Genomic DNA, 26,896 nt, shown 5'->3' on the forward strand with positions numbered 1-26,896 from the left:
TGCATGTGATGATTAAGCAATACCTGCAAGTAACTAAACCAGGAATTATTTTCGGCAATTTAATTTCTGTCGTTGGGGGATTTCTCCTCGCTTCCAAAGGCGTGATTGATTACCCCCTTTTTCTCGCCACCCTGTTCGGTGTCTCGTTAGTTGTTGCCTCCGGGTGTGTATTTAACAACTATATCGACCGTGATATCGACCGTATCATGGAGAGAACGAAGAATCGTGTCCTGGTCAAAGGGCTTATCGATCCGAAAGTGAGCCTGATTTATGCATCAGTACTGGGTATTGCTGGCATGCTGTTGCTCTACGTCGCCGCCAATCCATTAGCAATGATGCTGGCAGTCATCGGTTTCGTTATCTATGTCGGGGTTTATAGCCTCTATATGAAACGTAAATCAGTCTATGGCACGTTAATTGGTAGCTTGTCAGGTGCCGCACCGCCAGTGATTGGTTACTGTGCCGTTACCGGGCAGTTCGATATGGGTGCGTTGATCCTGCTGCTGATCTTCAGTTTGTGGCAGATGCCGCACTCTTATGCCATCGCGATTTTCCGTTTTAAGGATTATCAAGCTGCCAACATTCCAGTACTGCCGGTCATAAAAGGAATATCGGTCACCAAAAACCATATTACCCTTTATATTCTGGCATTTATGGTGGCAACCTTGATGCTGACGTTAAGTGGCTATGCCGGTTATAAATATCTGGTTGTGGCTGCGGCGGTCAGTGCCTGGTGGTTGGGTATGGCGTTGCGCGGTTACAAGGCAACCAATGACATCGTTTGGGCGAGAAAACTCTTTGTCTTCTCTATCATTGCGATTACGTCATTGAGCGTTATGATGTCGGTTGACTTCAACGTCCCCTCCTCGGCTGGATTGCTGACTTACGTCGGGTAAGGTCCATCGGGTTGGTGTAAGAAAATAATGTGAGCGGCTGGCAGGCAGATAACCTACCAGCCGCTTTGTATTTTGGCCCTCCCCTGCCTTTTACACATACCCATTTCTCTATCTGCCTGTTTCTATGTTCGCATGTGCCTATAACAGTCAATCCCATTATTTGTAAAGTGTGTCCTTATAGAGACGATATCCTACTAATTCATGCTTAAAATATCGCCGGTAATACATTCTAAACATCAATAGATTTACCGGTTGGCATTAACATCATTACAATAGCGCAATTGGTTTTTCTGAGGTGGTAATGAACGACAATAAAATGACCCCGTTAGAGCTTCGGGCTACTTGGGGGCTGGGTACGGTTTTCTCTCTGCGCATGCTGGGCATGTTCATGGTGTTGCCGGTTCTCACCACCTATGGCATGGCACTTTCCGGTGCCAGTGAGGCTCTGATTGGTATTGCCATTGGCATCTACGGTCTATCACAGGCTATTTTCCAGATCCCCTTTGGGCTGATTTCCGATCGTATTGGCCGCAAGCCCCTGATCGTCGGTGGTTTGCTGGTATTTGCTTTGGGAAGTGTTATTGCTGCACTGAGTGATTCTATCTGGGGCATCATTCTGGGTCGTGCATTGCAAGGTTCCGGTGCTATCGCGGCTGCCGTCATGGCGCTACTGTCTGACCTGACTCGCGAACAAAATCGAACCAAAGCGATGGCATTTATTGGTGTCAGCTTTGGTATCACCTTTGCCATTGCGATGGTGATAGGGCCAATAGTAACCCATGCTTTTGGTTTACAAGCTTTATTCTGGGGAATAGCCATACTGGCGCTATTGGGTATTGTCATCACTTTAGCCGTAGTACCTGATGCGGATAAGCACGTGCTTAACCGCGAATCCAGTATCGTCAAAGGCAGTGTGAGCAAAGTGCTTAATAATAGCCGGCTGCTTAAACTCAATTTCGGCATCATGTGCCTGCATATTTTGCTGATGTCGAGCTTTGTTGCTTTACCACAAATTATGGCCAGCGCCGGATTAGCCCCTGCTCAGCATTGGATTGTCTATTTAGTGACTATGTTGGTCTCGTTCGCCGCCGTCGTACCATTCATTATCTATGCCGAAGTCAAACGCCGCATGAAGCACGTGTTTATGGGCTGCGTTGCTGTGCTATTTGCCGCCGAAGTCGTGCTATGGTCTGCTGGGCAGCAGCTCTGGATCATCATTGCCGGTGTACAGTTATTCTTTATTGCTTTCAACGTGATGGAGGCTATATTGCCGTCATTAATCAGTAAAGAATCGCCTGCTGGCTATAAAGGCACCGCTATGGGAATTTACTCCACCAGCCAGTTTATTGGTGTGGCTATCGGCGGGAGTTTAGGGGGTTGGATATTTGGTCTGGAAGGCGCGAGTATGGTGTTTGCCGCCGGAGCGGTTATCGCACTAGTGTGGTTTGCCGTCAGTGCTACCATGCAAGAACCCCCTTACGTCAGTAGCCTGCGCATCACCTTGTCAGAATTGGCGGTAAAAGACTCGGCATTGGAAGAACGAATCAAAGCACAACCGGGTGTTACAGAAGCTATTGTCGTGACAGCAGAGCGCAGTGCTTACGTCAAAGTGGATACCAAAAAAACCAATCGCAGTCAGTTGGAGCAGTTAGTCAACGCGCTATAAATCCAAAGAAGGTACAAAGGTGGTCAATACCTTTGTACCTGATTCAGCTAAATATCAGTCACGGAAATTATTGAACTGGAAGGGTTGCCCCAGATCAGCACCACGAACCAAGGCCATGACACTCTGTAAATCATCACGAGCTTTACCGGTGACACGAACTTGTTCACCCTGAATTTGAGCTTGAACTTTCAATTTGCTGTCTTTGATCAGCTTAACCAGCTTCTTCGCTTGCACACTTTCAATGCCTTGTTTCAGCTTGGCTTCTACACTGTAGGTTTTGCCGCTGCGATCCATTTCTTCTGGGATCTCCAGTGCCGCGCCTTCAATGCCACGTTTACTGAGTTGAGCACGCAAAATATCCAGTAACTGTTCGACCTGAAAATCAGACTCGCTGGCTACTTTGATACTTTCGTTCTTTTCATTTAATTCAAAACTCGCTGGAACATTACGAAAATCCCAACGGTTCGCCAGATCACGGATGGCGTTTTCAACGGCGTTACGCACTTCCTGCATATCAATTTCAGATACGATGTCGAAAGATGGCATATTCCCTCCTCCTGATAAGATGAATGGCGAGCATAATAACCGCTTTATCCCCGCAGACAAAGTCAAGCCACTGCAATTACAGTGTTCTTCGCTAATCCCGCGTGTAGCTAACTCTGCTTTTAATGACCAAAAAGTCTATAATCAAAGCATAACACTTAGAAAGAAGCAGTGTATTGCGCTCACACCAAGGAGGTCTCAATGAAAATTACTGTGCTTGGTTGCGGAGCTCTTGGGCAATTATGGTTATCAGCGTTATACCAGCAAGGCCATGATGTACAAGGCTGGTTACGTGTACCGCAGCCCTTTTGTTCGGTCAATGTCATTACGTTAAGTGGTGAAGCATTCAACCAAAACCTCCCCACTAATGACCCAGAGCACTTGTCGAAAAGTGAATTACTGCTGGTTTGCTTAAAAGCATGGCAAGTTTCCAGCGCCGTAACCGCTTTACTACCTAAACTCCACCCTGAATGTCAGATTTTACTGTTACATAATGGGATGGGAACTCAGGAAGAATTGCCTCGTGATGAGCATATTTTTCTACATGGTGTCACAACCCATGCCGCGCGTCGGGACGGTAACACGATTGTCCATGTGGCGAGTGGCATAACGCATATCGGCCCGACAGTTCCTATCGCAATGGATATCAGCCATCTGGCCGATGTTCTCCATCAAGCATTGCCCGATGTCGCCTGGCACAACGATATCTCAGCTGCGTGCTGGCAAAAATTGGCGGTAAACTGTGTGATTAACCCACTGACCGGTCTCTATGACTGCCGCAATGGTGATTTGCAGCGCTATCCAGATCAAATTGCTCGTCTATGCGCTGAAGTTGCCAGTGTGATGGAGATGGAGGGCTACCATACCTCTACAGACAGTCTGCTCAGCTATGTTAACGACGTTATCCAAAATACGGCCGATAATATCTCCTCCCTATTGCAGGATTTACGCTGTCAGCGGCACACCGAAATAGACTATATCACCGGCTATTTATTACGCCGAGCACGCAGTCACGGTATGACATTACCGGAAAACTCCCGGCTGTATGATTTAATTAAGCGTAAGGAAAATGAGTATGAGCGTATCGGCGCTGGTTTGCCTGGCTCCTGGTAGCGAAGAAACAGAAGCAGTTACCACGATTGATATTCTGGTACGCGCGGGAATTCAGGTCACGACAGCCAGTGTCGCCAGCGATGGCGCATTAGAAATCGTCTGTTCACGCGGTGTGCGGTTATTGGCTGATGCTCGACTAGTTGATGTCGCAGATGAAAAATTTGATGTGGTGGTACTGCCCGGTGGCATCAAAGGGGCAGAATGCTTTCGTGACAGCCCACTATTAGTCGCGACTGTGCAGCAAACACATAATGAAGGCCGCTTGGTTGCGGCAATCTGTGCCGCCCCCGCCTTAGTGCTTGAACATCACAATCTGTTCCCGGTGGGCAATATGACAGGTTTTCCGGGGCTGAAAGATAAAATCGCTACGACTAAATGGATGGATCAGCGGGTAGTTTATGACCGACGGGTTAATTTAGTGACCAGCCAAGGGCCGGGAACGTCCATCGATTTCGCCCTAAAGATTGTTTTCTTATTGCTTGGACGCGAGAAAGCAGAAGAAATTGCCTGGCAATTAGTATTGCCGCCGGGAATTTATAACTACCGCGAGTAAATAAGTCACTGTAAATAAAGAAGGGGGACACTGTTATTAATAGTGTCTCATCTTATAGTGTTTTTATGAATCAAGTTAGTATTTCTTTACCATCAGCGGCTTTCACTCTTAAATCATTTATAAACTCACTCTTATCTCATGCTTTCAATCAATCAAAAAGACGAAATTGTTATCAGCTAATATAGCTATAGAGCGGAAAACAAAAACATTCCCACTATTATTTTAGTGACATCAAAAAACAAAATAACAATATTAATCAATAATATAAATATTAATAATGACACTTGGAAATAAAAATCATTACGAAAAGCAAAATAATGAACATCTATTTAATTATTGTGAGCAGTGAAGAGTTCATATAACATCAAATTTAGTTAGAGATACTTAACAAATTAGAATTACTGATACATCCTAATTCTACTTTAATATGCTAATCTAAAATAAATAAGGTGAAAATATGAAAAAATTATTATTAGCTAGTACATTAATGGCTTCGTTTAGCCTATTTTCTTCTGTTTCCCTAGCTGCTGAGTCGCCATTAAACAGTAAAATTCTTATACCCAAATTTAATATTAAAGTCTGTTTTCCAGACGGTCGCTGTTTTGATCCCAGCGATATTGGTGGTATTTGTTGCCCATTCTCACCAACTGTACCAAATATCAAACCTGACGATTTAGTTGAATTTAAATAGCCTCAGGGTCGCCCCACGCTTGTTTTAAGGCTGAGAATTATTCAGGTGGGGCGATGATACAAGGCTTGGGCACTGCGCAATCCCGAAATGGCAAAGCGCAGTAGCTGCTGACATATCACACTCTTAAGGGCGATAGACTTTCACGTTAGAATATCCCTGTTCGCGCAGATACAGCGCCTGTAAACGGCTCATCACACCGCGATCGCAATACAGCAAATAAGTTTTGCTCTGATCCAAGTCGGCAAATTGCGAACTCAGCTTATAGAAAGGCAAAGCGCGAACCTCAATACTATCGAGTTTCAGCGGTTTTTCATCCTGTTCATCCGGCGCACGGATATCCAGTAACACATCGGTATCGGCCAACTCTGCAACAGTTTCAACTTCGACGACCTGTTCACGACTCTGCTCGGCGATTTCACGGATATCAACATTTTTGGCTTCGCTGACAACACGGTCCAGAATAGAGAAATCAAAGTGAGATTCCTCTTCCTCAATCTTGGCCTTAACAGCTTTTACTGTTGGGCTTTTTGAGATAACACCGCAATATTCTGGCATGGTTTTCGCGAAATCTTCGGTACCAATTTCCCGCGCCAAATTAATGATGTGCTCTTTATCATGTGAGATAAGTGGGCGCAAAATCAAAGTGTCAGAAGCATTATCAATTAAGCGCAAGTTAGTCAGTGTCTGACTGGATACCTGCCCCAGAGCTTCACCAGTAACCAACGCCTGTACGCCATAGCGCTCAGCAACCTGAGACGCTGCACGCACCATCATACGTTTTAGGACGACGCCCATCTGGCCATCTTCAACTTTTTCGAGAATCTCTCCGACCACGGGTTCGAAATCAATGGCAATAAAACGTACCCGATGAGAGCTACCAAAACGATTCCACAGATAATGCGCAACTTGTTTAACACCAATCTCGTGGGCTGAACCACCGAGATTAAAGAAGCAATAGTGTACGCGACAACCACGACGCATCAGCATATAGCTCGATACACCGGAGTCAAAACCACCCGAAATCAAAGATAAAACATCTTCTTGCGTACCGATTGGGAAGCCGCCCAACCCTTCATGACGCGCTTTGATCAGTGTTAGTTTGTCCTGATCAATTTCCAGATGAACGGTCACTTGAGGGTGGTTCAGTTTAACTTTGGCGCTTTCAATATGTTGATTGAGGCCACCACCGACATACCGCTCAACATCACCAGAAGAAAACTCGTGCTTACCACGGCGCTTCACTCGAACACAGAAAGTTTTTCCGACCAATGTTTCGCGGTAGGCTTCCAGCGTCTGCTCAAAAATATTGTGCATATCAGTGTAGCTGCGGTCTTCCACTTCAAGAATATGGTGGATCCCCGGAACGCGGGTCAACGCATCACAAATTTGTGGGCCAAGATTGTCATCTTTAGTGCGGATTTCAATATGATCCCAATGACGGACAACGGCGAGGGTATCATCCTCAAGGTTTTTCAATACGTTGCGAATATTGGTTGTGAGGATCTTAATGAAGCGCAATCGCACAGATTGACTCTTGATGGTGATTTCTGGGAACAATTTAATGATAAACTTCATGGCGGTCTTTAGTTGTCAGGTTATGGAGTGATGGCGTCGCTATCGATTAGCAACAGTCAAAGGCGTTAGCGAAAACATGCAAGCCGTGGAGTATATCACTATATAGGGCTACGCTGCGTACTAAAAACCAGACTTAAACGTCACGATTTCCCCTTCATTATCCGCTAGAATAGCCGGTAATAAGTTTAAGGCCTGAAAAGTTGCTTTCAGCAAGCAGTAAGACGTTACGCGCCATCAAGGTTACGTTTCATCAAAGATATCGAGTCGAATAAAAACTATGCCGAAAAAAGCCGCAGCACCCGAAACCAAAGCAACCAGTTTTGAGACATCGCTCAGCGAACTGGAACAAATTGTCACTCGTCTGGAGTCAGGTGAACTTCCGCTGGAAGAAGCCTTGAATGAGTTTGAGCGTGGCGTACAGTTGGCTCGTGTTGGTCAGCAGACCTTGCTGCAAGCCGAGCAACGTGTTCAGGTCCTTCTGAGCGACAGTGTCGATGCACCATTAACCCCTTTTGCCCCGGATGCTGAGTAGCCTTATGTCCAACGCCCACTCAACTGTTGATTTTAGCCAGCAGCTTGCCGCTCACCAGCAGCGGGTTAATCAGGCCATACTGGACTTCATCACGCCACTTCCTTTTGGTAACAGTGATTTAGTCAACGCTATGCGTTATGGCACTGTGCTTGGCGGTAAACGGTTACGCCCTTATCTGGTTTATGCCACCGGCCAAATGTTTGGCTTGTCACTGGCTAATTTAGATGCGCCAGCCGCGGCAATTGAATGTATCCATGCGTATTCATTAATGCATGATGATTTACCGGCAATGGATGACGATGATTTACGCCGTGGACAACCAACGTGCCATGTTAAATTTGGCGAGGCCAATGCCATTTTGGCGGGTGATGCGCTACAAACCTTAGCTTTCTCTATACTGTCAGAAGCGACAATGCCCGACGTGGCAGATAAAGATCGCCTGTCAATGATTGCAGAATTAGCTTACGCCAGTGGTGTCGCAGGAATGTGTGGCGGTCAGGCATTGGATCTGGAAGCAGAAGCGCGTCAGATTTCACTGGCTGACCTTGAACAAATCCATCGTCATAAAACCGGCGCATTGATCCGCGCTGCCGTGCGTCTCGGCGCTTTGGCGGCAGGTGCTCCTGGGCGTGAGGCACTGCCACTGCTTGATCGTTATGCCGATGCAATCGGTCTGGCTTTTCAGGTACAGGACGATATTTTAGATGTGATTGGCGACACCGCAACCATTGGTAAACGTCAAGGTTCAGACCAGCAACTCGGAAAAAGTACCTATCCGGCGCTTCTGGGATTAGAGTGTGCCAAGGCTAAAGCCATGGATCTTTATCAGGAAGCTATTAGCGCCCTGAATGCGCTGGCGGAGCAATCCTATAACATAGCGCCATTACAAGCATTAGCCTGCTTTGTTATTGAGCGTGATAATTAGAAATATACTGGCAGTGCGTGAATGCCTACTTACAATTTTGATATGAGCATCGAATGAGTCTTGATATAGCCAAATACCCGACATTGGCACTTGCGGAGAATCCTGAAGAACTCCGCATGTTGCCGGAAAAAAGTCTGCCGAAGTTGTGTGATGAACTACGGCAGTATTTGCTTGCCTCGGTCAGCCGATCCAGTGGGCATTTTGCTTCTGGGCTGGGTGTAGTCGAGCTCACTGTCGCGTTGCATTACGTCTACAACACCCCATTTGATCACTTGGTGTGGGACGTGGGCCATCAGGCTTATCCACACAAGATATTGACGGGTCGCCGTGAACAAATAGGTACTATTCGCCAGAAAGATGGTTTGCATCCTTTCCCCTGGCGCGGTGAAAGTGAATATGACGTACTTTCTGTTGGCCACTCCTCCACCTCAATCAGTGCCGGCTTGGGGATGGCAGTTGCCGCTGAACGTGAAGGTAAAGGCCGGCGTACCGTCTGTGTTATTGGTGATGGCGCGATTACTGCGGGAATGGCTTTTGAAGCCATGAATCATGCCGGTGATATTCATTCAGACATGCTGGTTATCCTTAACGATAACGAAATGTCCATCTCAGAAAACGTAGGCGGCCTGAATAACCATTTGGCCCAGTTATTATCTGGCAAGCTCTATGCCAGTCTACGTGAGGGCGGTAAAAAAGCGTTATCCGGTTTACCTCCGATCAAAGATCTTCTGAAACGCACGGAAGAACATCTTAAAGGCATGGTGGTGCCAAGCACCCTGTTTGAAGAGCTAGGTTTCAACTATATCGGCCCGGTCGATGGTCACGATGTACAGGCATTGACGCAAACATTAAAAAATATGCGCAGCTTGAAAGGCCCACAACTTCTACACATCATGACCAAAAAGGGCAAAGGTTACGCTCCTGCGGAGAAAGACCCCATCGGCTGGCATGCCGTGCCTAAATTTGATCCGGCCTCAGGCACGCTACCGAAAAGCCAAGGAGGTTTACCGACTTACTCCAAGATTTTTGGTGAGTGGTTATGCGAAACCGCCGCGAAAGACAGCCGGTTAATGGCCGTCACACCCGCAATGCGGGAAGGTTCGGGGATGGTTCGCTTTTCGCGCGAATACCCACAACAGTATTTTGATGTGGCGATCGCGGAACAACACGCAGTGACTTTCGCGGCTGGCTTGGCCATTGGTGGCTACAAACCGGTAGTTGCCATTTACTCCACGTTCCTGCAACGCGCTTATGATCAGTTGATCCACGATGTTGCCATCCAGAACCTACCAGTCTTGTTTGCCATTGACCGTGGTGGTTTAGTTGGTGCTGATGGTCAAACCCATCAGGGTGCTTTTGATCTTTCATTCATGCGTTGCATTCCTAATATGGTCATCATGGCACCAAGTGATGAAAATGAGTGCCGCCAGATGTTACACACCGGCTATCATCACAATGGTCCCGCGGCAGTGCGTTACCCTCGAGGCAATGGCACCGGTGCAGTACTGGAACCATTAGAGATCTTACCTATCGGTAAAGGGATTGTGCGCCGCGAAGGTGAAAAAGTTGCCATTCTGTGCTTTGGTACGTTGCTGGCTCAAGCACAAATTGTCGCCGACAACCTTAATGCCACTCTGGTGGATATGCGATTCGTCAAACCACTGGATGAAGAACTCATATTGAACTTAGCTGCCAATCACGAAGTCTTCGTCACGGTGGAAGAAAATGCCATTATGGGTGGTGCGGGTAGCGGCGTGAATGAGTTATTGATGGCGAAGCGGCAGTTAGTTCCGGTGCTCAACCTTGGATTACCAGACCACTTTGTACCACAGGGTGAGCAAGATGAAATGCGCGCTGAATTTGGTTTGGATGCCGCGGGCATACAACGCCAAATTGACGCGTGGCTGGCGTGATAACTCAATTTAAGGCATAACCACGCGGGTTATGCCTTTATTCTATTCTCAGTACCGCCAACACACCTGTAACTTGAAAGATGACGGGTATCAGTAAAATAAATCTATTGGCCAGTAATACCCAATAACAAAAATAATCGCGGCGGCAATCACACCAGCAATAATATCATCGACCATTATTCCCATGCCGCCATGGACGTTGCGATCAAACCAGCGAATCGGCCAAGGTTTCCAGATATCAAAAATACGGAATGCCACAAAACCAGCAGCAACCCATTGCCAATCATTCACTGGCAAGGCCATCAAAGTAATCCACATTCCGACAAATTCATCCCACACGATACTGCCGTGGTCATGAACCTGCATATCTTTGGCTGTGCGATGGCAGATATAGACGCCGATACAGATGCTGAACATCACCGCCAGAGAATATACCTGCCAAGGTAACTGAATTAATAATAACCAGAATGGAATAGCCGCAATCGACCCCATCGTGCCCGGCGCCCACGGCGATAAGCCACTGCCGAACCCGGTTGCCAACAAATGCCACGGATTAGATAGTCGCAGGCGACGTTTGGCTTCATCCATGGGATTTACCTACTAAGAAATGGTCAAACCCATGAAAGTCCAGTTCAATGGTTTTACCATCACGGAAGAACTTCACACCTTCCGACTGTGGGCCAATCTGGCCAATGCAGGTATAGGCTGCACCAGTATTGCTCAGAGCGACCTCCAGTGCACCGCGGTTTATCTCCGGTACGGTAAAGCACAGTTCGTAGTCTTCACCACCGCTTAATGCCCAGCGTAATGCTTGTTCCGCATCCACCTGACGTGTTAAAGCATCAGAATAGGGTAAATCATCCAGATCAATACGTGCGCCACAATGACTCGCTTTCAGAATATGGTGCAGATCAGAAATCAACCCATCCGAGATATCAATCGCAGAACTTGCAAGGTCTCGCAGCGCCTGCCCCTGCAATATACGAGGTTGTGGTCGCAAATGGCGGTGAATTAAAGCCGCACGATCTGATTCGTTATCAACACGTAGCTCATCTTGCAAAATAGCCAGACCCGCTGCGCTGTCACCCAAAGTACCCGTGACGTAAATCCAATCACCAATCCGTGCCCCTGCACGGGTCAAGGCCCGCCCTTCTGGTACTAAGCCCTGAATAGTTAATGTCAGGCTCAGTGGCCCACGAGTGGTATCACCACCAATCAATTGCATGCCGTAATAATTCAATTGATCAAACAGACTGTCGCTGAATGCTTGTAACCAGTCTTCATTAACATTTGGGAGAGTAAGAGCAAGAGATAACCAGGCAGGATCAGCACCCATCGCAGCTAAATCGCTAAGGTTCACCGCTAAAGATTTGTAACCAAGATCAGCCGGATCGATATCCGGAAGGAAATGAATACCGGACACCAGTGTATCTGTACTGATGGCCAACAGCTGTTTATCTGCCACTGTAAGAAGTGCGCAGTCGTCTCCAATACCCAACTCTACATCCCGGCGATTACTTCTGAACCGGTCAAAGTAGCGGGCAATGAGGTCAAATTCGCCACATGCCATAATACAATTCCAGAAATGTTTGCCGATACATGATTAAGGCCGGAAACCGGCCTTAATTCAAACTACTTCAGGTATAGCCTAAAGAACTTCAAGTTGCAGGTCACTAGCCACCCTGTAGCTTCAAGAGCAAAGGATATAACGAGATTATTTTTTCTTACGAACCATCGGAGCTACCTTATCCAGCACTCCGTTGACAAACTTATGGCTATCTTCTGCACCAAATGTTTTGGCCAGTTCGATTGCTTCATTGATTGCCACTTTATAAGGGACATCATCACGTTTGCTCAGTTCAAACAGCGCAATACGCAGAACCGCCCTTTCAACCTGGCCTAATTCTTCGAGCTGGCGGGAAAGAACTGGTGCCATCAACGCATCCAGAGATGCGGCATTCACGGCAACCCCAGACAGCAATTCGCGAAAATAGGCGATGTCGACGTCTTTGACATCCTGCTCCGACAGGAACTGTAATTCAACATCAGCGATGTCGTTTTTAGACAACTGCCAAGAGTAAAGCGCTTGAACAGCGCACTCACGAGCGCGGCGACGAGCAGCAGGTTTCACGGAATTCCCCTTAACTTAACTAAATTCAGCCTTTAATAGCCTTGATTACATTAATCATTTCAAGCGCGGTCAGGGCAGCTTCTGCACCTTTATTACCCGCTTTAGTACCCGCACGCTCAATGGCTTGCTCAATACTTTCTGTGGTCAGCACACCGAAAGCGACTGGGATATCACTGTTCATGGCGACACTCGATAGACCAGAACTTGCTTCACCAGCAACATACTCAAAATGTGCAGTACCCCCACGGATAACTGTACCCAGCGCAATTACCGCATCGTAACGATTTGTTTTTGCTAACACATTGGCAACCAGCGGTAACTCGTAGGCACCCGGTACCCAAACAACAGTGATGTTGTCATCTGCGACTTGACCAATGCGTTTGAGGGCATCAATTGCACCTTCCAGCAGGCTGTCGTTGATAAAGTTGTTAAAACGCGCAATTGCAATCGCCACGCGGGCATTAGGAGTAGCAACAACACCTTCGATAACGTTCATAGCTTTCCTCAATATGGGTTCATACCCCGCAGGGGGGCGGATTCTATCATATTCTTTCGCGCCCCGCCCCTGCGCATTTGTAAAACGCGGGCAAGACAATGAATGGCAGAGAGAATCTCAGCCAGATAATGTCATTAATACTTCGGTTTCAAGCGCAAGCGGAGATCCGGCCCCACCTGACGCACATCACTAAATTCAAACTCTGGAGCTTGCGATAAATGTGTTAAACCTGCTAACTGGCATAAACCACGCGCATCGCTACCTAGTAGTTTGGGAGCGATATAAAGAATTAGCTCATCAACCACACCGGCCTGCAACAAGGCACCGGCCAATTGTGGCCCGGCTTCAACCCACACTGAGTTAATCTGCCGCTTGCCCAATTGCATCATCAATAAAACCAAGTCCACACCACTGCCATGGCGGGGTAGCAATAATTGCTCAACATTGGCAGGCCACGGCTGTTTATCTGCCTCGACTCGAGCTAACCAGCAGGAACCATCTTGCTGTGTGACTTTGTGCTCTGGCGTCACGCGATTTTGACTATCGAGTATAATGCGTGTTGGCTGACGTAGGTTGTCTTGAGGATACAATGCTTGGGTTTCAGCATCTAACTCCTGCCAGCGAACCGTCAATGAAGGATCATCAGCCAAGACGGTAGCGCTGGTACTGAGGATCGCCGAACTTTCAGCACGAAAACGCTGCACATCTTGGCGTGCTTGTGGTGAGGTAATCCATTGACTCTCGCCTGAGGCCATTGCCGTTCGGCCATCCAACGATGCCGCCATTTTCAGTTGCAGATAAGGGAAGCCGGTACGCATCCGTTTTAAAAAACCGAGGTTGACCGCTTCAGCCTCCGCCAGCATGAGGCCATGATGAACGTCGACACCCGCCTGTTTCAGGCGATATAACCCGCGCCCGGCAACCTGTGGATTAGGGTCTTGCATAGCCGCGACAACCCGCACAACCCCTGCGGCAACCAGCGCATCAGCACACGGTGGTGTGCGTCCGTGGTGACTGCATGGCTCAAGAGTGACATAGGCAGTCGCGCCGCGCGCCTTTTCTCCTGCCATGCGCAGCGCATGCACTTCAGCGTGAGGTTCTCCGGCTCGTAAGTGATAACCTTCACCCACGATCTGACCGTCACGCACCAAAACACACCCGACATTAGGGTTAGGTGACGTCGTAAAGCGCCCCAACCGTGCCAACTCAAAGGCACGGGCCATATAGAACTCATCGGGCTGCATGACTTTCCTTACTGTTTATGCTGCAATTCTGATACTGAACTATGTCGTACAGTATAAAATGCGAGTTAATCCTGCAAACGGGCAATCTCTTCGCCAAATTCGCGAATATCTTCAAAACTGCGATATACAGAGGCAAAACGGATATACGCCACTTTATCCAGACGTTTCAGTGCTTCCATCACTAAGTTGCCGACCATCTTGGTGGGAACTTCACGTTCGCCAGTGGCACGTAGCTGAGATTTAATATGACTTATGGCGGTTTCGACATCATCAGAACTGACAGGTCGTTTTTCTAATGCTTTAAGCATGCCCCGCCGTAATTTTTCTTCATTGAAGGGTTCGCGCACATCATCACTTTTAATAACGCGCGGAAGTACCAATTCAGCCACTTCGAAAGTGGTAAAGCGTTCATTACAATCTAAACACTGGCGGCGACGGCGCACTTGCGAACCATCGCTCACCAGACGGGAATCAATGACTTTGGTATCCACGGCGGCACAAAACGGGCAATGCATAGCGCTTCCTGATTGGTGAACTTAAACTTGCTTATAGTTTACCGCGAACTGCTGCGACAACAAAGGCCGGAAACGGCAGTTTATCTTGATCAATTATTGCGAAAGCTCTGGTTCAACGGATTTATCCTGCAAAAGTGTTAACCATTCTTTTTGCAATTCTAACCAAACTTTACGATCCGGGGACAACACATTGAAAGGATCAAAAGGGTATTGAACCGGCGTACCCTGAACTAACAAATGAGAAACCAATTCATAAAGCCATGGGGATTTCATCACATTATCGTAGTTTGGTTTTTTACTTAATTCAGTTATTAATTGATCCAATTCTGACAGGTTATTTTCAAGCTGCATTTTTTTATCCTGCTTCTCTTTAGAGATTGCCGGGAATAGAAAAGCGGAGATAGCATTTGCTAGCCGCGTCCAAATATTTTCTAGCGGACACAACAACTCAGATCTTGCCGTAATTATCATCTTTAGTACATCAGGAATTTCTTTATTAGTCAGATGTTTTAATTCATCAATCGAAGTCGGTAATGAATTCAAATTTACTTCTATTGCATGATAATAAATTTCAATATTGTTTTTTTGTTTATTGGCATGGTCTTCTAATGATTTTAAGTCATAACTCGACATGTTAGTCTGAGGTTCAATATTTTCACACTTTTCGTCATCAACTACCTTGTTATCTCTGGAGAAAACCTGGTTAAACATTGCTACCAGACGATAAGTTATCCTATGAAGATCTTTCAGTGCAATAAGTTCGTTATCTGCATTTTTTATCGTTTCCATTGTTTTATTAATAATAGTTTCTTTCTCTTTTTCAGTTCCCAAACCCTCCAAAATTTGGGCTTTGATTTTAGTTTCGTGTTGTCTAACCCCTGTTCAACCGCGGATGGCGTCAATGCAGCTTTTGAGTCAGAAAAATGTTTATGGACCAACTTATAACATTTTTTTGATTGAGTAATTAAATGATACTCTTTACCAATCACTGAATTTTCGTCTCTAATCAATGCACTTAAATCATCAATAAATTCTTTATTTCTGTCTGTCCCCTTACTTTTATCAAGGTAGGCATTAACATTATCGATAACATCATTAACATTAGGGCTTTTTGTTATTTCTTCTATACATTTACTTATCTTTGATTTTTTATCAAAATTTATTTGACTAAATTCCCGTATTATTTCCACTTTAATGTCATTCAATAAATCACTGTTTTTTTCGTTATCAATTAATTGAGGTAAATGGAGTGGCGAATTAATATTCGTAATAACACTTTTGGCAAGCAAGCACATTAACAACCCCTTCTTTTTTTAATGGAATATTCATACATGATATAGAACATCTATTATAAACATTATTAAATAATTGAGGGATTAACTATCAAATCAATGCCATAACTTCCAGAATACATCTGCTTAATAATCTTTTATTCTTATTAATTAGAACTTGTAAGTTTAAATAAAATAACAGTCACATCAATAATAACTATATTAATTGAGATAATAGCAAAGAACAACGTAACAATGCGATTTCATAGGGAATCTAACGCAACCAATCAGCAATAAAAAAGCCCTGATACCGCTTTAACGGTATCAGGGCTTCATGCGTATTACGGCTCTACACTATCACGGCAGGATCGAAGGTTGATCTGCACCTTCTTTCTCAACTTTCTGCTGCAACATATGTTCACGTTTCATACCCAGTTTCAACGCCAACGCGGACGCAACATAGATAGATGAAACAGTACCGATGGAAACACCGATCAGCATCGTCAGTGAGAAGCCTTGTAGCATCGCACCACCGAAGATAAACAGCATCAATACCACCATCAGCGTGGTTGCAGATGTCATGATAGTACGGCTTAGCGTCTGGGTTAGAGACACGTTCATGATTTCATAAGGAGTACCGCGGCGAATCTTGCGGAAGTTCTCACGAATACGGTCCGATACCACGATACTGTCGTTAAGTGAATAACCAATAACCGACATCAATGAAGCGATGATGGTTAGGTCAATCTCAATATGGAATAACGACAAGATCCCCATAGTAATGACCACGTCATGCGCCAGAGCGATAACCGCCCCCAACGCCAGACGCCATTCAAAACGGAAACCAACATAAACCAGAATACAGAGCAACGCGACCAACAACGCCATACCACCCGCTTGAGCTAAATCACTGCCCACACTAGGTCCGACGAATTCGATACGTTTTACTGATGCATTCTTATCAACTGATTCATTGATAACGGAAATGACTTTGTTACCCAACTCCTGTCCTGCAGTGCCAGTGGCGGGTGGCATACGAACCATCACATCACGGGTACTACCAAAGTTTTGCAGGATTGGCGATTCAAAGCCCGCCGCTTCCAAAGTGTCACGCAGTTGGTCCATATTGGCAGGGTTTTCCAGACTAATTTCAATCACCGTACCACCGGTGAAATCGAGACCCCAGTTAAACCCCTTCGTGGACATCACCACTACGGATGCCACTAACAATAGCAATGAGACACCGAAAGCAACGTAATCCCAGCGCATAAAGTCATAGACTTTACGGCCATAGTTCAGTTGTTCAACAGTATAATCCTGTGCCACAACGTACTCCTCAAATAGACAGCTTGTTAATGCGCTTGCCGCCGTAAAGCAGGTTGACGATGGCACGAGTACCGACTATTGCGGTGAACATTGATGTCGCAACACCAATAGCTGTTGTAATAGCAAAGCCTTTAATCGAACCGGTCCCCACAGCGTAAAGAATAATGGCTGTGATGAGTGTCGTTACGTTTGCATCAACGATACTTGAGAAGGCACCTTTGTACCCTTCATGAATCGCTTGCTGTATCGTCCGCCCGTTTCTGTACTCTTCTTTTATTCGCTCGTTAATCAGTACGTTAGCATCAACTGCTACCGCCAGCGTCAATACGATCCCGGCAATACCCGGCATAGTTAATGTCGCCCCCGGTAATAGAGACATAACGCCCACGATCAACACGAGGTTAGCCAACAGTGCTGTACTGGCAATCACACCAAACTTACGGTAGTAAATCACCATAAACAGGATAGAGACCGCCAAGCCCCACAAGCAGGCTTCCAAACCTTGAGTAATGTTCTGTGAACCCAAAGTTGGCCCGATAGTACGCTCTTCCACAATCTGGATTGGTGCAATCAATGCACCCGCACGCAGTAACAGGGAAAGCTGACGAGCTTCAGCTGGGTTATCAATGCCGGTAATACGGAAACTGTTACCCAAGCGAGACTGAATCGTCGCGACGTTGATAACCTCTTCCTGCTTAACCAGAATTGCCCGGCCATTAGCATCTTTTTTACCGCTGTCTTTATATTCTACGAACAAAGTCGCCATCGGCTTGCCGATATTGTCTTTGGTAAAATTAGACATCAATGAACCACCAGCGCTATCGAGCGAAATATTAACCTGAGCTTGGTTATATTCATCAGTGCTGGAAGTTGAGTCGGTAATATGATCACCGGTTAGGATAACGCGTTTGTACAAGACAACCGGGCGACCTTCGCGGGTATTTTTAACTTCTGAGTCACCCGGTACACGACCGGAAGCAGCAACAGAGGCGTCAACATTGCTATTGACTAAGCGGAATTCCAGAGTCGCCGTTGCACCAAGAATCTCTTTAGCACGTGCGGTATCCTGAATACCCGGTAATTCGACCACAATACGATCTGAACCCTGGCGCTGAACCAACGGTTCGGCTACACCTAATTGGTTAACCCGGTTACGCAGAATAGTAATGTTTTGCTGAACAGCATATTCACGCGCTTCACGCAGACGGTCATCGCTCATCACAGCTTTTAAGGTATTGCTGCCATTGGAGCTAATCACCAGATCACGGTGGCGAGAAGAGAGGTAGCTGATAGCGTCATCGCGTGTTTTATCATCGCGGAAACGCACTTCAACGCCATAATTGTCGAGTTTGCGCACAGTCGCATACGGGATATTTTTCTCACGCAAATCGGTGCGCAGGGTATCCATCGTTTGCTCTTGCAGCTTGCCAAGTGCGGTATCCATATCCACTTCCATCAAGAAGTGCACACCACCGCGCAGGTCAAGGCCAAGCTTCATCGGCTCTGCACCTAATTTAGCAAGCCAAGAAGGCGTTGCTGGAGCCAGGTTCAGGGCGATTACGTATTGGTCCCCCATCGCAGCCATCAGTGCCTCACGGGCGCGCAGCTGGACGTCGGGATCTTTAAAGCGAGCCAGGATTGCACCGTTTTCCAGCGCAATGGACTTGCTCGCTATGTTGTCTTTTTCTAAAACGTCACGGACTTGGACCAGCGTTGTTTCACTGGCGGCGATTCCTCGCGCACCAGTGATTTGAACAGCCGGATCCTCACCATAAAGGTTGGGAAGTGCATATAGCAGACCGACGAAGATCACAACGATCAGCATCAGGTACTTCCACAAAGGATAACGGTTTAACACGGCAATTCCCTTCGGGAAAATCGAAAATTACAGAGCTTTCATTGTACCTTTCGGTAAAACGGCAGCAACGAAGTCACGTTTGATCATCACTTCAGTGGTGTCGTTCAGTGCGATTACGATATAACCTGTTTCCGCTACTTTAGTTACACGACCAAGCAAACCACCAGTGGTCAACACTTCATCACCTTTACCAATAGAATCCATCAGTTTTTTGTGTTCTTTGGCACGTTTTTGCTGTGGACGCAGGATCATGAAGTAGAAAATCAGACCAAATACCACCAGCATAATCACCAGGGAGTACGGGCTGCTCTGAGCTGGAGCCCCAGCGGATGCGACAGCATCAGAAATGAAAAGACTCATTAAAATTCCCTCATTGTTATCAATATCAGTAGTGTGAAATCAGTGCGATAGAACCAAAAACGGTAAATCGTAACTGCTTAACCTTTAAATACAAAGGTAATAATTTTAAAATCAAACATTTAATGGTGGAACAGGTTTCCCTATCCGGCCATAGAAATCTTCAACGAAGCTCTCTAATTTACCCTCTTCAATAGCCTGACGTAAACCCGCCATTAAGCGTTGGTAGTAACGCAGGTTATGAATGGTATTTAGCCGTGCACCCAGTATTTCGTTGCAACGGTCAAGATGATGCAAGTAGGCACGGCTATAATTGCGACAAGTGTAGCAATCACAGTGCTCATCCAACGTTGCAGTATCACTCTTATGCTTGGCATTACGGATTTTTACGACACCGTCAGTGACAAACAAATGACCATTGCGGGCATTGCGTGTCGGCATAACACAGTCAAACATGTCGATGCCGCGACGTACACCTTCAACCAAATCCTCGGGTTTCCCCACGCCCATCAAGTAACGAGGTTTATCCGCCGGAATCTGTGGGCAAACATGCTCCAAAATGCGGTGCATATCCTCTTTTGGCTCACCTACCGCCAAGCCGCCCACAGCGTAACCATCAAAACCAATCTCTACCAGCCCTTTTACGGACACATCACGTAAATCTTCGTAAACACCGCCTTGAATGATACCGAACAATGCATTTTTATTGTTCAACTCATCAAAACGTTGGCGACTACGGGCTGCCCAGCGCAACGACATTTCCATCGAGCGTTTGGCATAATCCCAATCCGCAGGGTATGGGGTACATTCGTCGAAAATCATCACGATATCAGAACCGAGATCGTACTGAATTTCCATCGATTTTTCTGGGCTAAGGAACACTTTATCGCCGTTGATTGGGTTCTGGAACGTCACCCCCTCTTCTTTGATTTTGCGCATCGCCCCGAGGCTGAACACTTGAAAGCCGCCTGAGTCGGTCAGAATTGGGCCGGGCCATTGCATAAAGTCATGCAAGTCGCCGTGCAGTTTCATAATTTCCTGACCTGGGCGTAGCCAAAGATGGAAAGTGTTACCCAATAAGATTTGAGCACCCGTTTCTTTAACTTCTTCCGGTGTCATCCCTTTGACTGTGCCATAGGTTCCGACTGGCATAAATGCCGGAGTCTCTACCACACCGCGTTCAAACACCAGACGACCACGACGGGCGCGGCCATCAGTTTTTTGTAATTCGTACTTCACATAACCTCCAGCATCGGAAAAACAGTCCAATGTTGTTTTGCCTGATCACACGGCAAGTGTGACCGAAAATTTACGGGTTGACCGTCTCTTGCGGCGCCCGTGGATTACGGCTGATGAACATAGCATCACCGTAACTGAAAAAGCGATATTGCTCGGCAACCGCTTGCTGATATGCATTCATGGTATTTTTATAGCCAGCAAAAGCAGAAACCAACATTATCAATGTTGATTCAGGTAAATGGAAGTTGGTGACCAAGGCATCCACGACCTGATAATGATATCCCGGGTAAATAAAGATGCGAGTATCACCAAAGAAAGGAGCAATCAAGCCGTTCTCGGTGGCCTTAGCGGCACTTTCCAGTGAGCGTACTGACGTGGTACCTACCGCGACGACACGATTGCCGCGGGCTTTACAGGCCAAAACCGCATCTACGACCTCTTGGGGCACCTCTGCATATTCGGAATGCATAATATGCTCTTCAATGGTATCGACTCGCACTGGCTGGAATGTCCCAGCCCCCACATGCAAGGTGACAAAAGCCATCTCAATGCCTTTCTCACGCAACGCAGCCAAGAGCGGCTCGTCAAAATGCAGCCCAGCAGTTGGCGCAGCTACTGCCCCAGGACGTTCGCTGTATACAGTTTGATATAGCTCACGATCAGCATCTTCATCAGGGCGATCAATATAAGGAGGCAAAGGCATGTGGCCGACCAGATTCAGGATAGTAAAAACATCCCGCTCATCATCAAAGCGCAGCTCAAACAAGGTGTCATGACGTGCCAGCATCGTGGCGCGAATGCTTTCGTCATCCCCCAACAGTAGCTCAGTGCCCGGTTTGGGTGCTTTTGAGGCTTTGACATGGGCTAGAACGCGATGGTCATCCAGAACGCGCTCTACCAACACTTCAAGTTTGCCACCGCTGGCTTTACGGCCAAACAAACGCGCTGGAATCACCCGAGTGTTATTGAACACCAGTAGATCACCTGGCTCCAACTTATCCAGTAAATCAGTAAAAATGCCGTGCGTTAACGTTCCCGTAGGGCCATCCAGAGACAATAAGCGGCAACCGCTCCGCTGGGGCTGAGGGTAATGGGCAATCAGAGATTCCGGGAGCTCAAAAGAAAAATCGGCAACACGCATGGCTTTCCACTTTATATCAGGGCAGACCCGACCAACAGGAATGATGGACTGGTTTACAAAAAATAGGCCGCTAGTCTAGAGCCACCAAGGGCAGGCTGCAACTTAAAGTAATAAAGGTATATACTCAGTTCATGAATTTTCTCGCTCACCTCCATCTCGCCACATTGGCTGATAGCTCTTTATTGGGCAATTTATTGGCTGACTTTATTCGGGGTAATCCGCAGGGTGAGTATTCCCCTGAGATAGTCTCTGGCATCATGATGCATCGTCGTGTTGACGTAATGACAGATACTTTGCCGTTAGTTAAAGAAGCTCGAACCTATTTTAGTGCCGATTATCGCCGAGTGGCTCCTATTACGCTGGATGTGCTGTGGGACCATTTCCTCGCGCGTGACTGGGATAAATTGATGCCCGACTGCCCTCTGCCCGATTTTATTGACCATGCGCAACGCCAGATTTTACCGCATTTACCGCAGACACCTGCTCGTTTCCAAAACCTGAATGCCTATCTGTGGCCTGAACGTTGGCTGGAACGCTACGCTGAACTACCCTTTATAGCTGATGTGTTACAAGGTATGGCAAACCGACGTCCCAAACTGGCTGCGCTTGCGGGATCTTTTCAGGATATAGAACAGCACTATCAGCCACTAGAACAACTGTTTTGGGCGTTTTATCCTACGATGATGTCGCAGGCGAAACATAAGCAGATATAGATTAAACATTTTAGTTTGTGTGGTTATTGGCCTTAAGTCACTTGCTCTTTCTGTAAGAATGGGTATCTTAGCAAGACTACGAAACTAAAATCGTTGTAACAATAGGTGAAAGCTATCACAGCGATTGGTATTTATCCCTTTATTCATTGAGTTTAAATACCTATGCTGTGCCGATACTTTTAAGACAACTGGTTAATCCATCTTTCATTAACAGGAGTAATTTATGGTTCTGGTAACTCGTCAAGCCCCTGATTTTACAGCAGCTGCTGTTCTTGGTAGCGGCGAAATCGTTGAAAACTTCAACCTGAAAAAACACCTGAACGGCCGCCCTGCTGTCCTGTTCTTCTGGCCAATGGACTTCACTTTTGTTTGCCCTTCAGAGTTGATCGCTTTCGACCACCGTTACGAAGAATTCCAGAAACGTGGCGTTGAAGTTGTAGGCGTTTCTTTTGACTCTGAATTTGTACACAACGCATGGCGTAAAACCCCTGTTGATAACGGCGGTATTGGTGAAGTTAAATACCCAATGGTTGCTGATATCAAACGTGAAATTCAGAAAGCCTACGGCATTGAGCACCCAGATGCTGGTGTTGCACTGCGTGGTTCTTTCCTGATCGACAAAAACGGCGTAGTTCGTCACCAAGTAGTTAACGACCTGCCACTGGGCCGTAACATTGACGAAATGCTGCGTATGGTTGACGCACTGCAATTCCATGAAGAACACGGCGATGTTTGCCCTGCTCAGTGGGAAAAAGGCAAAGCAGGTATGGGCGCATCTCCAGATGGCGTAGCTAAATACCTGTCTGAGAACGCTTCTAAACTGTAATAACAGTTTATGCCTCTCCTGATTCACTCAGGGGATATTAAGCCAGTCAGTTCACGCTGACTGGCTTTTTTATTTTGATATAACTTAAAAATGGGTGCTTGAAAGCTGCAACCAACAATAAAATGGCTACCCGGACAACGAAGGGCGAGAATGACTCCCCGCCCAGTTGCCTTACCTTTCAGATTCGTAAGCTAAAATGGCCGCAACTTCCTTGTTTCCATCTTTTAGGCGTAATTCACACAGTGATTTATGCGTAATTAATGTAAATGCCAGAACTGTTATGCAAACAATCAATAGGCACCAAACAAGTGTATTTTGTGGCAACATATCAAGCCTCCTTGCCTTGCCTTTCGGCGGGGAAAAGGCTACCGTAATACTGTCCGGTATTACAGAGAGCCTCGTATTAATTAACATTGATACGGGGCTTTTCTCTGTCTACTCTCAACCCGAAATAAGCACCTAAAGCAGACAGCTTCAAGCACCCGCCACGAAGTCTATATAATTATTATTTCTAATCCCACCTTATCTTCCTTAAGCAGATCGCTTTATTTTCAATCAGTTGTTTTCATTTAATTTAATTCTCACTGAGCCAAAACCAACCTATTAGCCCGCGCATAACTGGCTCAACCACCTTCCGCCGCCAATTAATTAGCTGCCACAAACATTTATTCTGCTATTAATTATTACTGGTATGTGTTTTGCACATTCCATAAGCAGATCTTTTAGGCTGCCAGACAAAAATGACCGGGTAATCCCTGGCGGACAGGAAATAACAGGAGTCAGAATGCATTTAAAAAAATGGAACAAACCCTTGGCTATATTGGCTTTGTTGGTCAGTGGTACGCTACATGCGGCCTCAACACCGGCGGTAGAGGCAAAAAATGGCATGGTGGTCACCTCCCAGTATCTGGCTTCACAGGTTGGGACGGATATTTTAAAAATGGGTGGAAACGCGGTAGATGCCGCGGTGGCTGTGGGTTACGCACAAGCAGTAGTCAATCCCTGCTGCGGCAATATTGGCGGGGGTGGTTTTATGACCATTCATCTTGCTGATGGAACCGATACATTTATAAATTTCCGTGAGACCGCCCCTGCCGCAGCCAGTGCTGATATGTATCTGGATAAAGAGGGCAACGTCACCAAAGATGCCAGTTTATATGGCTATTTGGCCGCAGGCGTGCCGGGCACCGTATTGGGTATGGACAGTGCCCAGAAGAAATACGGCAAATTGACACGCCAGCAAGTGATGGCGCCAGCAATCAAGCTAGCCCGCGAGGGCTTTACATTGACCCGCGCTGACACAGACATTCTGGATACAACTGTCAAACGCTTCCGGCAAGACCCTGAATCTGCACGTATTTTCCTGCGTCCAAATGGGGAAGCACTGCAGCCGGGTGATCGTCTTGTCCAGACTGATCTGGCTGATACTCTAGCCGCGATATCCGAGAACGGACCAGATGCGTTCTATCAGGGGAAAATCCCTCAAGCGGTTGAGGCTGCGGCAAAAAATAACGGGGGAATTCTGACCGCTGCCGACTTTGCTAACTATAAAATCACTGAAACAGCGCCTATTACCTGTAGTTATCGCGGTTATAAATTTGTCTCTTCCCCACCCCCTAGCTCTGGTGGCGTCACACTCTGTGAAACATTAAATGTTCTTGAGGGATATGACCTAAAAAGCATGGGCTTCAACTCTGCCGCTTACATTCATACGCTGACTGAGGCTATGCGCCATGCTTATATGGATCGCAATACTTTCCTCGGTGACCCAGAACTTGTTAAGAACCCCATTGATCGTCTGTTGAGCAAAAGTTATGCCGCAGATATTCGCAAGCAAATCATTGCCAATAAAGCAACCCCGTCAGTAGAAGTGCAGCCGGGTATGCAACCGCATGAAAAACCAGAAACAACCCACTATTCTATCGTCGATCATGAGGGGAATGCGGTCTCTACTACCTACACAGTTAATGGCCGCTTTGGTGCTGTAGTGATAGCGCCTGGTACCGGTTTTTTCCTTAATGATGAAATGGACGATTTTACCGTCAAAGTAGGTGAGCAAAATCTGTATGGTTTAGTTCAGGGAGCGACGAATTCTATCGCCCCCGGTAAGCGCCCACTATCATCTATGAGCCCAACATTAGTGACCAAAGACGGTAAGACATTCATGGTGTTGGGGTCACCTGGTGGTTCGCGAATTATTACCATTACCCTGCAAACAGCACTGAATGTGATTGACCATGGTATGGCACCGCAAGAGGCGGTAGATGCGCCACGCATCCATCATCAGTGGTTACCTGATGAAGTTTACTACGAACAACGTGGAGTTTCTGCTGACAGTCTTAGTCTACTGAAAACAATGGGCTATAACATGGTTGAGCAGAATCCATGGGGCGCTGCGGAGCTCATTTTAGTCGGCTTAGCCGGTGTTGAAGGCGTTAGCCCTGCAAACTCCGGGAATGACTCTGCGGTATCAGGCAAAGTGCGTGAAGGTTACTTGTACGGGGCTAATGATGTCCGCCGCCCTGCCGGAGCCGCTATCGGTTACTAATTGGGTTCACTCGTCCCCCCATCAAGGTATCGATGGGGGAGATTTATCAGTTTAAAGTCATTACCAAGGTAATATATGTCCTTGATAATCAATAAAACCATGACCACCTTTGCCTGATGCATGCTCAATCTGGTCAACAACGCCTTTCACGCTAGTCGCAATCGTCAATGGCGCGGCATCCCCCCCCATATCGGTTTTCACCCAACCCGGATGAATGGATAATACAGTCAGTGACGGATCTGCGACCTCAGCCACCAGATTGCGCGTCATCATATTCAGTGCCGCCTTACTGGCTGAATATAAAGGCTTATGGCCAGATGCATTATGACCCAGACTACCCAGTTGAGAAGACATAAAGGCCAATACACTGTGGGCGGGATGACGTTGTGCCAGCAGGCGCTGGGCAATACGAATTGGAGAAATTGCATTAGTTTGGAACAATTCGAGAATCTCTTCAGGTTTAGCCTCAATCGCTGACTGATGTTCTGGCCCTGAGATGCCCGCATTAACAAATATCAAATCAAACGTCTGCCCCTGCACCTGAGACAAAAACGCAGTAATACTTTCAGGTTGATTAATATCCAATGTCAGCCAGTGGGCTTTGTGTGCGCTGGTATCTTGCGCAGTGCCACGTGTTGTCGCAGTCACAGACCAGCCACGGCGATTAAGCTCGTCAACCAGCCCCAACCCTAAGCCTCGAGAAGCGCCGATAATCAATGCCTGTCTTTTCGCTGTGCTCATATTACTCTCCCTTCGATGAAGTGACTCAGTCACTATCTATAGCTGCCTTATATATACTATCTCAGCTAAAGAAAAAGCGGCGT

28 protein-coding genes are annotated in these 26,896 nt (G+C 46.8%); 11 read left to right on the top strand and 17 right to left on the bottom strand.

The features are described 5' to 3' along the window. The first annotated feature begins 8 nt into the window (after nt 1–8). Complete coding sequence (gene cyoE, locus ACIOG0_RS16410) at nt 9–896, top strand: heme o synthase (RefSeq protein ID WP_164908386.1); 888 nt, start codon at nt 9–11, stop codon at nt 894–896. 301 nt (nt 897–1,197) lie between these two features. Next, nucleotides 1,198–2,562: an MFS transporter gene (locus tag ACIOG0_RS16415; protein WP_050099164.1), complete on the top strand. Its 1,365-nt coding sequence runs from the start codon at nt 1,198–1,200 to the stop codon at nt 2,560–2,562. Between the two features lie 54 nt (nt 2,563–2,616). On the opposite strand, the gene ACIOG0_RS16420 is transcribed toward ACIOG0_RS16415, so the two are convergent. After that, complete coding sequence (locus tag ACIOG0_RS16420; RefSeq protein WP_128451614.1) at nt 2,617–3,108, bottom strand: YajQ family cyclic di-GMP-binding protein; 492 nt, start codon at nt 3,106–3,108, stop codon at nt 2,617–2,619. Between the two features lie 198 nt (nt 3,109–3,306). On the opposite strand from ACIOG0_RS16420, the gene panE reads away from it, so the two are divergent. The 3 genes from panE (at nt 3,307) to ACIOG0_RS16435 (ending at nt 5,462) form a co-directional block, all read left to right on the top strand. Next, on the top strand, nt 3,307–4,218 hold the full coding sequence (gene panE, locus ACIOG0_RS16425) for a 2-dehydropantoate 2-reductase (protein ID WP_050099167.1): 912 nt from the start codon (nt 3,307–3,309) through the stop codon (nt 4,216–4,218). Beyond that, nucleotides 4,181–4,771, top strand: coding sequence for a protein deglycase YajL (gene yajL / locus ACIOG0_RS16430; protein WP_050099169.1), 591 nt, complete (start codon nt 4,181–4,183; stop codon nt 4,769–4,771). Before panE ends, yajL begins: the two co-directional genes overlap by 38 nt. A 457-nt stretch (nt 4,772–5,228) precedes the next feature. Then, nucleotides 5,229–5,462 carry a hypothetical protein gene (locus ACIOG0_RS16435; RefSeq protein ID WP_050099171.1) on the top strand — a complete coding sequence of 78 codons (234 nt, stop codon included), beginning with the start codon at nt 5,229–5,231 and terminating at the stop codon, nt 5,460–5,462. A gap of 123 nt (nt 5,463–5,585) precedes the next feature. On the opposite strand, the gene thiI is transcribed toward ACIOG0_RS16435, so the two are convergent. Beyond that, complete coding sequence (gene thiI / locus ACIOG0_RS16440; protein WP_050099173.1) at nt 5,586–7,037, bottom strand: tRNA uracil 4-sulfurtransferase ThiI; 1,452 nt, start codon at nt 7,035–7,037, stop codon at nt 5,586–5,588. Nucleotides 7,038–7,314: 277 nt separating this feature from the next. Between thiI and xseB the strand changes: the two genes are divergently transcribed. From xseB to dxs, 3 genes are read left to right on the top strand one after another with little or no spacing between them, the layout of a single operon-like run. After that, nucleotides 7,315–7,569 (top strand): exodeoxyribonuclease VII small subunit, encoded by a 255-nt coding sequence (gene xseB, locus ACIOG0_RS16445; protein WP_050099174.1) that lies wholly within the window; start codon nt 7,315–7,317, stop codon nt 7,567–7,569. A 4-nt stretch (nt 7,570–7,573) separates the two neighbouring features. Beyond that, the gene (gene ispA, locus ACIOG0_RS16450) at nt 7,574–8,494 is read left to right on the top strand and encodes a (2E,6E)-farnesyl diphosphate synthase (protein ID WP_050099176.1); all 921 of its coding nucleotides are present in this window, start codon (nt 7,574–7,576) and stop codon (nt 8,492–8,494) included. A gap of 53 nt (nt 8,495–8,547) precedes the next feature. Continuing rightward, nucleotides 8,548–10,407, top strand: coding sequence for a 1-deoxy-D-xylulose-5-phosphate synthase (gene dxs, locus ACIOG0_RS16455; RefSeq protein ID WP_145525702.1), 1,860 nt, complete (start codon nt 8,548–8,550; stop codon nt 10,405–10,407). 90 nt (nt 10,408–10,497) lie between these two features. Here the strand turns inward: dxs and pgpA are convergent, their stop codons facing one another. From pgpA to queA, 13 genes are all read right to left on the bottom strand, one after another. Continuing rightward, complete coding sequence (gene pgpA / locus ACIOG0_RS16460) at nt 10,498–10,995, bottom strand: phosphatidylglycerophosphatase A (RefSeq protein WP_050099179.1); 498 nt, start codon at nt 10,993–10,995, stop codon at nt 10,498–10,500. Next, entirely contained in the window at nt 10,988–11,977 is a 990-nt protein-coding gene (thiL, locus tag ACIOG0_RS16465) for a thiamine-phosphate kinase (protein WP_050099181.1), read from the bottom strand. The genes pgpA and thiL overlap by 8 nt, the downstream gene beginning before the upstream one ends. Before the next feature lie 144 nt (nt 11,978–12,121). Further along, entirely contained in the window at nt 12,122–12,538 is a 417-nt protein-coding gene (gene nusB, locus ACIOG0_RS16470) for a transcription antitermination factor NusB (protein ID WP_050099184.1), read from the bottom strand. Between the two features lie 25 nt (nt 12,539–12,563). Next, the gene (gene ribE / locus ACIOG0_RS16475) at nt 12,564–13,034 is read right to left on the bottom strand and encodes a 6,7-dimethyl-8-ribityllumazine synthase (protein ID WP_025377400.1); all 471 of its coding nucleotides are present in this window, start codon (nt 13,032–13,034) and stop codon (nt 12,564–12,566) included. A 134-nt stretch (nt 13,035–13,168) separates the two neighbouring features. After that, a complete protein-coding gene (gene ribD, locus ACIOG0_RS16480; RefSeq protein ID WP_050099186.1) occupies nt 13,169–14,278 on the bottom strand; it encodes a bifunctional diaminohydroxyphosphoribosylaminopyrimidine deaminase/5-amino-6-(5-phosphoribosylamino)uracil reductase RibD in 1,110 nt (369 codons plus the stop codon). Nucleotides 14,279–14,343: 65 nt separating this feature from the next. Further along, on the bottom strand, nt 14,344–14,793 hold the full coding sequence (nrdR, locus tag ACIOG0_RS16485; RefSeq protein ID WP_004716459.1) for a transcriptional regulator NrdR: 450 nt from the start codon (nt 14,791–14,793) through the stop codon (nt 14,344–14,346). 93 nt (nt 14,794–14,886) lie between these two features. Further along, nucleotides 14,887–15,624: a hypothetical protein gene (locus ACIOG0_RS16490; protein ID WP_404704876.1), complete on the bottom strand. Its 738-nt coding sequence runs from the start codon at nt 15,622–15,624 to the stop codon at nt 14,887–14,889. Continuing rightward, nucleotides 15,570–16,088 carry a hypothetical protein gene (locus ACIOG0_RS16495; protein WP_404704877.1) on the bottom strand — a complete coding sequence of 173 codons (519 nt, stop codon included), beginning with the start codon at nt 16,086–16,088 and terminating at the stop codon, nt 15,570–15,572. The genes ACIOG0_RS16490 and ACIOG0_RS16495 overlap by 55 nt, the downstream gene beginning before the upstream one ends. 333 nt (nt 16,089–16,421) lie before the next feature. Beyond that, on the bottom strand, nt 16,422–17,390 hold the full coding sequence (gene secF / locus ACIOG0_RS16500) for a protein translocase subunit SecF (RefSeq protein ID WP_050099192.1): 969 nt from the start codon (nt 17,388–17,390) through the stop codon (nt 16,422–16,424). Between the two features lie 10 nt (nt 17,391–17,400). Further along, nucleotides 17,401–19,248, bottom strand: a complete 1,848-nt coding sequence (secD, locus tag ACIOG0_RS16505) for a protein translocase subunit SecD (protein WP_072086595.1) — start codon at nt 19,246–19,248, stop codon at nt 17,401–17,403. Nucleotides 19,249–19,275: 27 nt separating this feature from the next. Beyond that, nucleotides 19,276–19,608, bottom strand: a complete 333-nt coding sequence (gene yajC / locus ACIOG0_RS16510) for a preprotein translocase subunit YajC (protein WP_005166605.1) — start codon at nt 19,606–19,608, stop codon at nt 19,276–19,278. 111 nt (nt 19,609–19,719) lie between these two features. Then, nucleotides 19,720–20,844 (bottom strand): tRNA guanosine(34) transglycosylase Tgt, encoded by a 1,125-nt coding sequence (tgt, locus tag ACIOG0_RS16515; protein WP_050139929.1) that lies wholly within the window; start codon nt 20,842–20,844, stop codon nt 19,720–19,722. A gap of 70 nt (nt 20,845–20,914) precedes the next feature. Continuing rightward, nucleotides 20,915–21,985, bottom strand: a complete 1,071-nt coding sequence (queA, locus tag ACIOG0_RS16520) for a tRNA preQ1(34) S-adenosylmethionine ribosyltransferase-isomerase QueA (protein ID WP_050099199.1) — start codon at nt 21,983–21,985, stop codon at nt 20,915–20,917. Between the two features lie 131 nt (nt 21,986–22,116). Between queA and ACIOG0_RS16525 the strand changes: the two genes are divergently transcribed. Continuing rightward, a complete protein-coding gene (locus ACIOG0_RS16525; RefSeq protein WP_050099200.1) occupies nt 22,117–22,698 on the top strand; it encodes an ACP phosphodiesterase in 582 nt (193 codons plus the stop codon). 223 nt (nt 22,699–22,921) lie between these two features. Further along, nucleotides 22,922–23,524 carry a peroxiredoxin C gene (locus tag ACIOG0_RS16530; RefSeq protein ID WP_004873480.1) on the top strand — a complete coding sequence of 201 codons (603 nt, stop codon included), beginning with the start codon at nt 22,922–22,924 and terminating at the stop codon, nt 23,522–23,524. 171 nt (nt 23,525–23,695) lie between these two features. On the opposite strand, the gene ACIOG0_RS16535 is transcribed toward ACIOG0_RS16530, so the two are convergent. Beyond that, nucleotides 23,696–23,851 (bottom strand): type I toxin-antitoxin system Hok family toxin, encoded by a 156-nt coding sequence (locus ACIOG0_RS16535; RefSeq protein ID WP_050099201.1) that lies wholly within the window; start codon nt 23,849–23,851, stop codon nt 23,696–23,698. A 457-nt stretch (nt 23,852–24,308) separates the two neighbouring features. Between ACIOG0_RS16535 and ggt the strand changes: the two genes are divergently transcribed. After that, entirely contained in the window at nt 24,309–26,072 is a 1,764-nt protein-coding gene (gene ggt, locus ACIOG0_RS16540; protein WP_404704878.1) for a gamma-glutamyltransferase, read from the top strand. 60 nt (nt 26,073–26,132) lie between these two features. Here ggt and ACIOG0_RS16545 read toward each other — a convergent pair whose 3' ends face one another. Beyond that, complete coding sequence (locus ACIOG0_RS16545; RefSeq protein WP_050099205.1) at nt 26,133–26,813, bottom strand: SDR family oxidoreductase; 681 nt, start codon at nt 26,811–26,813, stop codon at nt 26,133–26,135. Nucleotides 26,814–26,896: the final 83 nt, after the last annotated feature.

Origin of the sequence: Yersinia vastinensis (assembly GCF_044905075.1) — a bacterium.
GTDB lineage: Bacteria > Pseudomonadota > Gammaproteobacteria > Enterobacterales > Enterobacteriaceae > Yersinia > Yersinia vastinensis.

Bases quoted from the DNA above. Each gene is read 5' to 3' on its own strand.
- cyoE (WP_164908386.1), top strand. From the start codon at position 9: ATGATTAAGCAATACCTGCAAGTAACTAAACCAGGAATTATTTTCGGC.
- ACIOG0_RS16415 (WP_050099164.1), top strand. From the start codon at position 1,198: ATGAACGACAATAAAATGACCCCGTTAGAGCTTCGGGCTACTTGGGGG.
- ACIOG0_RS16420 (WP_128451614.1), bottom strand. From the start codon at position 3,108: ATGCCATCTTTCGACATCGTATCTGAAATTGATATGCAGGAAGTGCGT.
- panE (WP_050099167.1), top strand. From the start codon at position 3,307: ATGAAAATTACTGTGCTTGGTTGCGGAGCTCTTGGGCAATTATGGTTA.
- yajL (WP_050099169.1), top strand. From the start codon at position 4,181: ATGAGCGTATCGGCGCTGGTTTGCCTGGCTCCTGGTAGCGAAGAAACA.
- ACIOG0_RS16435 (WP_050099171.1), top strand. From the start codon at position 5,229: ATGAAAAAATTATTATTAGCTAGTACATTAATGGCTTCGTTTAGCCTA.
- thiI (WP_050099173.1), bottom strand. From the start codon at position 7,037: ATGAAGTTTATCATTAAATTGTTCCCAGAAATCACCATCAAGAGTCAA.
- xseB (WP_050099174.1), top strand. From the start codon at position 7,315: ATGCCGAAAAAAGCCGCAGCACCCGAAACCAAAGCAACCAGTTTTGAG.
- ispA (WP_050099176.1), top strand. From the start codon at position 7,574: ATGTCCAACGCCCACTCAACTGTTGATTTTAGCCAGCAGCTTGCCGCT.
- dxs (WP_145525702.1), top strand. From the start codon at position 8,548: ATGAGTCTTGATATAGCCAAATACCCGACATTGGCACTTGCGGAGAAT.
- pgpA (WP_050099179.1), bottom strand. From the start codon at position 10,995: ATGGATGAAGCCAAACGTCGCCTGCGACTATCTAATCCGTGGCATTTG.
- thiL (WP_050099181.1), bottom strand. From the start codon at position 11,977: ATGGCATGTGGCGAATTTGACCTCATTGCCCGCTACTTTGACCGGTTC.
- ribE (WP_025377400.1), bottom strand. From the start codon at position 13,034: ATGAACGTTATCGAAGGTGTTGTTGCTACTCCTAATGCCCGCGTGGCG.
- ribD (WP_050099186.1), bottom strand. From the start codon at position 14,278: ATGCAGCCCGATGAGTTCTATATGGCCCGTGCCTTTGAGTTGGCACGG.
- nrdR (WP_004716459.1), bottom strand. From the start codon at position 14,793: ATGCATTGCCCGTTTTGTGCCGCCGTGGATACCAAAGTCATTGATTCC.
- ACIOG0_RS16495 (WP_404704877.1), bottom strand. From the start codon at position 16,088: ATGTGCTTGCTTGCCAAAAGTGTTATTACGAATATTAATTCGCCACTC.
- yajC (WP_005166605.1), bottom strand. From the start codon at position 19,608: ATGAGTCTTTTCATTTCTGATGCTGTCGCATCCGCTGGGGCTCCAGCT.
- queA (WP_050099199.1), bottom strand. From the start codon at position 21,985: ATGCGTGTTGCCGATTTTTCTTTTGAGCTCCCGGAATCTCTGATTGCC.
- ACIOG0_RS16525 (WP_050099200.1), top strand. From the start codon at position 22,117: ATGAATTTTCTCGCTCACCTCCATCTCGCCACATTGGCTGATAGCTCT.
- ACIOG0_RS16530 (WP_004873480.1), top strand. From the start codon at position 22,922: ATGGTTCTGGTAACTCGTCAAGCCCCTGATTTTACAGCAGCTGCTGTT.
- ACIOG0_RS16535 (WP_050099201.1), bottom strand. From the start codon at position 23,851: ATGTTGCCACAAAATACACTTGTTTGGTGCCTATTGATTGTTTGCATA.
- ggt (WP_404704878.1), top strand. From the start codon at position 24,309: ATGCATTTAAAAAAATGGAACAAACCCTTGGCTATATTGGCTTTGTTG.
- ACIOG0_RS16545 (WP_050099205.1), bottom strand. From the start codon at position 26,813: ATGAGCACAGCGAAAAGACAGGCATTGATTATCGGCGCTTCTCGAGGC.